Annotated in this window: 5 protein-coding genes and 2 pseudogenes; 2 read left to right on the top strand and 5 right to left on the bottom strand. The window is 72.9% G+C overall.

What is annotated here, in order from left to right:
- Together ACFY23_RS24755 and ACFY23_RS24750 are read left to right on the top strand one after the other, a co-directional pair.
- Positions 1 to 215 (top strand): hypothetical protein (locus ACFY23_RS24755; protein ID WP_387051281.1); only part of this gene is annotated, 215 nt, incomplete at its 5' end.
- Positions 216 to 290: 75 nt separating this feature from the next.
- The gene (locus ACFY23_RS24750; RefSeq protein ID WP_350819260.1) at positions 291 to 884 is read left to right on the top strand and encodes an ATP-binding protein; all 594 of its coding nucleotides are present in this window, start codon (positions 291 to 293) and stop codon (positions 882 to 884) included.
- Positions 885 to 965: 81 nt separating this feature from the next.
- Here ACFY23_RS24750 and ACFY23_RS24745 read toward each other — a convergent pair whose 3' ends face one another.
- From ACFY23_RS24745 to ACFY23_RS24725, 5 genes and pseudogenes are all read right to left on the bottom strand, one after another.
- Positions 966 to 2,753: a TIGR02680 family protein gene (locus ACFY23_RS24745; protein ID WP_350677054.1), complete on the bottom strand. Its 1,788-nt coding sequence runs from the start codon at positions 2,751 to 2,753 to the stop codon at positions 966 to 968.
- A pseudogene (locus tag ACFY23_RS24740) lies at positions 2,750 to 3,396 on the bottom strand (TIGR02678 family protein). The gene ACFY23_RS24745 and the pseudogene ACFY23_RS24740 overlap by 4 nt, the downstream one beginning before the upstream one ends.
- A gap of 55 nt (positions 3,397 to 3,451) precedes the next feature.
- Positions 3,452 to 3,997, bottom strand: a pseudogene (locus tag ACFY23_RS24735) (TIGR02678 family protein); the annotation flags it as partial.
- Complete coding sequence (locus ACFY23_RS24730) at positions 3,994 to 5,598, bottom strand: TIGR02677 family protein (RefSeq protein WP_350677056.1); 1,605 nt, start codon at positions 5,596 to 5,598, stop codon at positions 3,994 to 3,996. The gene ACFY23_RS24730 and the pseudogene ACFY23_RS24735, both read right to left, overlap by 4 nt.
- Before the next feature lie 110 nt (positions 5,599 to 5,708).
- Positions 5,709 to 5,996 carry a hypothetical protein gene (locus ACFY23_RS24725; RefSeq protein WP_350677059.1) on the bottom strand — a complete coding sequence of 96 codons (288 nt, stop codon included), beginning with the start codon at positions 5,994 to 5,996 and terminating at the stop codon, positions 5,709 to 5,711.
- Between the last annotated feature and the right edge of the window lie 4 nt (positions 5,997 to 6,000).

Below are 6,000 nucleotides of genomic sequence, written 5' to 3'. Positions count from 1 at the left end.
ACGCGCTGCGGTACTTGGCATATCTGCGGGAGCAGGCTGGCGACCATGCCGGCGCCGAGGTCGCCGTTGTGCAGGCCGCCGACCACGGCGTCGGCGGTGCGCTGCGGTGCTTGGCTTATCTGCGGGAGCAGGCTGGCGACTACGCCAGCGCCGATGAGATACGGAAATTCGGTCTTGACGACGATGGCTCACCAGCCGGCCCGGCCTTCGGGTAGTGATCCTCGTGCTACGTCTCCTGTACGGCCGTCGGTTCGACGTCGGCTACGTGACGGTGCAGCGAGGCCTTCGGCATGCCGGTCATGGTGGCGATGCTGCCGAGGCCGGAGCCTTGGGCTCTGAGTAGCCGGGCGTACTCGATCTTGTTGGCGGAGTGGGCGACAGGGCGACCTACGCGGCGTCCGGCCCGCAGACGCTGCCCAGATCGACCGGCTACTCGCGATCGCTCACACCCGAGCAGCCGACCGCCACGAGCGCGCCGCCAACCGTACGGCGGACCAGCAGGATTGGGCCCCGGCCGCCAGTGCCCCAGCGACGTGCCGCGTCCCGGCCCATCTCGGCAACATCACCACCGAGTCGATCCGCACGCCCGCAAACAGATCGCCGGCGTCGACGCGACAGAGCTCGACGAGCAGATGCGCACCCTGCGTAGCATGATCCGCGACAGCATCGACCCTGACCCTCCGGTCACGGTGCGCCCGGTGCCGCTGGACGGTAAGACCGTCCTGCTGATCGAGGTGAGCGCCGGCGGCCGCTGGTACGCGTACAACCCGAAGCGGCCCGAGTTCTATCTGCGCCGCGGCGCCAGCACGGTACCCGGCACGGCTGCAGGAGATCGCTGTCGGGATCGGCCAGCCATCAGCGTTTCGGTGAACGGGCCGGCGTGAATGGTGAGAGCGCCTATCGGCTCGGCCGTCTGGTGTGAGTGACCCCTTTCGGCCGGACATGTCCGGTCTCAGGGGCTCACTTTAGGTAGAGCGGGTACCCAACGGCGGCGGCTGATGCGTTCCTGCCTCCAGCCGGCGTAGCTCCGCCTCGGCCCGTTGCAGACCGTCGCGGACCTCGCGTTCGTCGGCCTCCCACGCGGCGTCGGCGCGGGTGAGGGCCTCCGTCGCGGCCGTGGCGGCGCGCGTCGTCTCCCGCGCCGCCGGGCTTTCTCCCGCCAGCGCGCCGACCCACTGCTCCAGTTCCGCGAGGACGCCGTCGAGGTCGCCGACCGGCAGTTCGACCACGCCGCCGAGGTGCTCTCGGATCCGCCGGAGCAGCAGCTCACCCGCCCCGGTCGCGGCCGACTCGGCTTCCGCGATCCGCAGGTCCGCAGCGGCCATCTCGGCGTCGAACCGGTCCACCTCCTCGCGGGCCCGGTCCGCCCGACCCCGGGCCGCGCCGGCGGCGTCGCGGAGCCGGTCCAGCGTCCGCAGCGAACTCGACCGCGAGGCGACCAGTTCGTCCGCGGCGCGGGTCGCCTCGGCCAGCCCGACCGGCAGCGCAGCCACCACCCGCGCCGCGTGCCGGGCGGCCAGTCGCGCCGCCGCGGCGTCCCGCTCGACCTGCGCGCGCGCCGCGTCCTCGGCGTCCTGCGCCTGCCGCAGCTCCCGGGTCGTGTCCTCCGCCGACCGGCCGGCGCGGGCCACGTCGGCCTCCAGGTCGCCCAGCCGTCCCTCCTGTTGGAGGGCGAACCGGTCCCGCTCGTCGGCGATGCCCCGCAGCCGGCGCAGATGCTCGGCGGTACGTGCCTCCGGGCTGTCCCGCAGCGCCTGCAGCCGCGTGGTCAGCTCCCGGGACCGCTCCGTCAGCCCGCCGATGCGCGCCAACGCCCGGGTCAGGTCGGCGTCGGCCTGCTCGTAGGCCCGCTGCGCCTCGGCGAGTTCCCTGCCGAGCTGTTCGTAGCGGCTGTGCTGCTGGCGCAGCAACCCGGCCCGGCGGCGCGTCGCGACCCGCGCGTACTGCCGGTAGCGGGTGAGGAAGTCGTCGGCGGCCCGTTTCGTCTCGGCCAGCTCCCGCAGCGTCATCCGCTCGTCGTCCAGGCTGCGGAACGCCTCCGCGACCTGGGTGATCAGGTTCTCGTCCAGCGGCGGCAGCGCGTCGGTGAGCGCCCGGGACAGGCTCTTCTCGTCCGGCCGCTTTGACAGCTGCGGCTGGCGCAGCCGGATCAGCAGAGAGACCAACGCGTCGTATCGGCTGCCAAGCCCGAACAGCGCCTCGTCCACGGCCCGCCGGTAGTCCGCCGCCCGGTCGTAGACCATTCCGGCGGGCCCGACCGCGTCGCGCAGCCGCTCCCGGGTCAACGTCGTGCCGGTCGCACCCACCAGCGTCAGGTCGACGCCGACCCGCTGGCTGGTGACGAAGAACCAGTGCCGGGCGATGCCCCGCCCGGCGACCGCCTTCAGCCCGCACCCGATGGTGAGAAAGCGGTCCCCGTCGCGGTCGCGGCGGCCGAACTCCAACCAGGTGTAGCCGAGCCGCTCCTGGTGTGGATACCTGCCGCCGAGTAGCAGGTTCCACTCCATCCGCTTGTGCGGGTCACCGTCGGGCTCCACCCGGTACGGTGCCAGGTCCCCGTCGAGCAGGAACGGCAGCATCAGCGCCAGCACCTTCGACTTGCCGGTGCCATTGTTGCCCCGCAGCAGCAGGCTCCCGCCGTGGAAGTAGAACTCCTCCTGGTCGTAGTAGAAGATGTCGACCAGCCCGGCGCGCAGCGGCTGCCAGCGCTCCTTCGCCGGGAGCGGCAGATGGTCGGCCAGCGGTACGGTCATCGCGCTGTTTCCCTCGATCGTTCGGACTTGTCGGTGCCCACCGGTCGGGCGGCCGGCTCGCGAATCGTCGGCGCGGCCAGGGCGTACCGGGCGATCGCCGGTCGGGGCAGCACGAGCGGGTCTGCTCCCGGCTCGACTCGGATCAGCTTCAGCGCGCGCAGCGCCTCCAGCGCCGTGGCGACGAGGTCCACCTCGGCACCTGGGTCGGTGGCGTGCTTACGCCAGTACGACCGGTGCTCGACGGCGAGCTCCCGGGTGCGCCGTTGCAGCTCGCTGACCCGTACCCCGCCGTCACCGGCGGCGATGTGCTCCGCCAACAGCAGGGTCAGGTGGCTCTGCATCCCCTCGGCCGGCATCCGCACGTCGGTGAGCTCGTCCTCGGGATCGACCATCGCGATCCCCTCCGCGCGCACCTCGGCGCCAAGCCGGTGAACTGGGTGATCCGGGTCAGCAGCGCGTGCCGCTGGCTGGTCAGGTAGGCGCGCTCGGCCTCGGAGAGCTCGTCGTGGTAGACCACCGGCTGCTCCAGCAGCAGCCGGGTCAGCCGGTGCCGCAGCGCCCGGTTCCGGGCGTCGTCCACATCCGGTACGACCTCCACCGTCAACGCCGCGAGCCGGCCCGGCCCGGTCGACTCGTCGATCATCGACGGCCCCCGGGACGCAGCGAGCAGGCCGGCGATCACGTGCCGGGTCCACGTCGTACAGGACGTCTCCGCCAGCGCCCAGGTACGCCTCCTCGTCCCCGGCCACCCGGCGAAGCACCCCCCAGTGCAGCAGCAACCGAACCACGGCCACCATGTCGGCCCGCCGCTCCCGCCGGTCCAGCGCGAACGAGAACCCTGCCGCCGCCAGCGCCGGCTCGGCGGCCCCCGTCAGCACCTCCTCGGCCAGCCGGCCCAGCGTGATCTGCCCGTCGGCGCGCTCCAAAGCCGCCAGCGCCAGGCAGGTCAGCACGTACCGCTGCCGGGAGAACGGGGTCCGCGAGCGCGGATCCCGCGCCGGATGCGTGCCGTCGTGCGGGTCGGCGGTCAGCTTCACCAGCCGTACCGTGTGGGCGTCGGCCACCACCTGCCAGCCGGTCTCCCGGTCGAACCACTCCCGCAGCTCCGCCGCGTACGCCCGGACCAGCCGGTAGGTCTCCGCGTCGGTGAGCCCGGCCACCAGCAGCGGGCGGGCCAGCAGCAGCCGCGCGGCCCTGCGCCGCCGCGCCTCCGGGACGTCGTCGGCGACGGCGCGCCCTCTCACCTGGCCGCCCCGATAAGGTCGATGATCTCGATGAGATGCTCCGGCCCGGTCAGCACCCCATCCTCGGTGACGACCCGCACCGGTGGGGCCGCGTCGACCCGTCGCAGCCGGACCACCATCGTGCCGTCCGACGTCGTGGTGGTCACCTCCGACTGGTCCGGCCGGCGGGTGGCCAGGGCGTCACCGAGCAGCTGGAGGAACAGCCGGAACTCGGCGGAGTCCAGCTCCGCCAGCTCGGAGAGGCGGATCGGGCCCGGGGTGGCCAGCGCGGCCCGGGCGCGGGCGGTCTGTTCCGCCTCCAGGCGCACCCGCTCGGCGAGCACGCGACGCTGCTCCGACCGGTCGATCACCCGGTTCGGCGCGCCCCGCCGCTCGTAGGAGCCGGTACGGCGCAGCCGAGGGCTGATATCCAGGCGGGGCGCCTGCGCCCACGGCGTGGCCGTCGGCACGGGCCGCTCCTCGGTGGCGGCGAGCGTCTCGGCGGTGGTGGTGAGGTGCCGGGCGGGGGAGAGCCCGAACGCGGTGTGCCAGAGCCGGTGCGCCGCCTCGTCGTCCGGCGCTTCGGCGAACCAGAGGGCGAGCCGGCGGAAGTCCGCCGAGCGGTCCGACCGCCCGGCCCGCCGCTCGTTGATCGCCGCGACCGTGCTCAGCAACTGCCGGATCCCACCGATCGCCGCTGTACGCAGCAGCCGCGCCTGTGCAGGGCGGCTGCTGTCGCCGCTGACGAACCAGTCGCGCAGCCCCACCCAGCGCAGGCGCCAGGTCTCCAGGGCCTGCCGCATGGCAGCGTCGTGCCCACCCCACCCGTCCCCGTCCAGGCCATCCGGGGCGTCCGCGCCGCCGTGCTCCTCGGTGGGAGCGGTGTCGGCGGCCTCGCGGCGCGCCGCCACCTCGAGCAGCGGCGTCACGCCGACCGCCTCGATCTGGCGGGTGAGCGCCGCGATCTCGGCGCCCCGGTTGGCCAGGTCGGCGATGAACCGCTCCAGGTAGGCGATCAGCTGCTCCTTGTACGCCAGGAACGCCGCGACGTCGGCGTCGGAGAAGTCGATCGTCCGGCGCAGTGACGCCATGAAGGCCTGCGCGTTGTCGGCCAGGCCGGTGAACCGGTCGACGAGGCTCAGCAACAGCAGGTGCGTCTTCGCCGCGTCCGGCGGCTCGCCAGCTGCCGCCGCTTCGGCGACGGCCAGCAGCCCGCGCAGCTGTTCCGCGATGTCGGACAGGGCCACCGACTGCAGGGCACCCCGCCGCCCAACCGCCTCCTCGTACCTGGCGATCGCCTCCTCCGCCGCGTGCCCCTCCCGGGTGAGCTGGTAGAGGTAGCGGGCCCGGTGGAAGTCCTCAACCGTTGTCACCCGGCCGGTGTCGGGGTCGGCGCGCAGATTTCCCCACTCGGCGAGCTGATCCAGAGCGGCGCGAACGGTCTCCAGCGACGGCCCCGCCCCGATGTCGATCAGGACGTCCTCGGGCCGCAGGTGCACAGTGAAGCGCTGCTTCGCCGAAACGAATGCGTCCAGGATCTGCCGATACAGCGTCGAGTTCTGCGCCTGGAGGTGGGCGAACGGTTGCGCCGGAGAACCGGTCCCGAGGGGCATGGCGTTCATCCTCGCATCGTCGGACGTGATCTTCGGTGCGGGGACTCACCGTGCGTGCTCGCCTCAACGCCCAGCGGAACAAGACGTGGGCGGCGGAGCCCGCCAGCGAGCCGCTTAACCTACGACGGCCGCAGGTCGCGGCCGGCCGCACGCAAATGGACAACCAGCGTGTCCACAGGAATGCCCAGCACGCTCGCGAGCAACGTCAGCGGATCCGGGTGGCCCTTGCCCGTGAGGTCCTCGTAGATGGCGAGCAGCCCGCGCAGGCGGGCGTCTACGTCCTCGGGCCGGGGGGAAAGTTCGGCGATCCGCCCTTCCACGTACCGACGCGCCATGATCTGGAACGCGTTCACGCCAAGCACGACGTCGTCGTCCGGCTCCGGGTGGCCGTTCTGGTCGCTCGGCATGGCG

This window comes from Micromonospora sp. NPDC000121, from assembly GCF_042899165.1.
Taxonomy (GTDB): domain Bacteria; phylum Actinomycetota; class Actinomycetes; order Mycobacteriales; family Micromonosporaceae; genus Micromonospora.
The sequence above is the reverse complement of the archived record's forward strand: the minus strand, read 5'-3'. Positions and strand labels throughout refer to the sequence as shown.

Bases quoted from the DNA above. Each gene is read 5' to 3' on its own strand.
- ACFY23_RS24750 (WP_350819260.1), top strand. From the start codon at position 291: ATGCCGGTCATGGTGGCGATGCTGCCGAGGCCGGAGCCTTGGGCTCTG.
- ACFY23_RS24745 (WP_350677054.1), bottom strand. From the start codon at position 2,753: ATGACCGTACCGCTGGCCGACCATCTGCCGCTCCCGGCGAAGGAGCGC.
- ACFY23_RS24730 (WP_350677056.1), bottom strand. From the start codon at position 5,598: ATGAACGCCATGCCCCTCGGGACCGGTTCTCCGGCGCAACCGTTCGCC.
- ACFY23_RS24725 (WP_350677059.1), bottom strand. From the start codon at position 5,996: ATGCCGAGCGACCAGAACGGCCACCCGGAGCCGGACGACGACGTCGTG.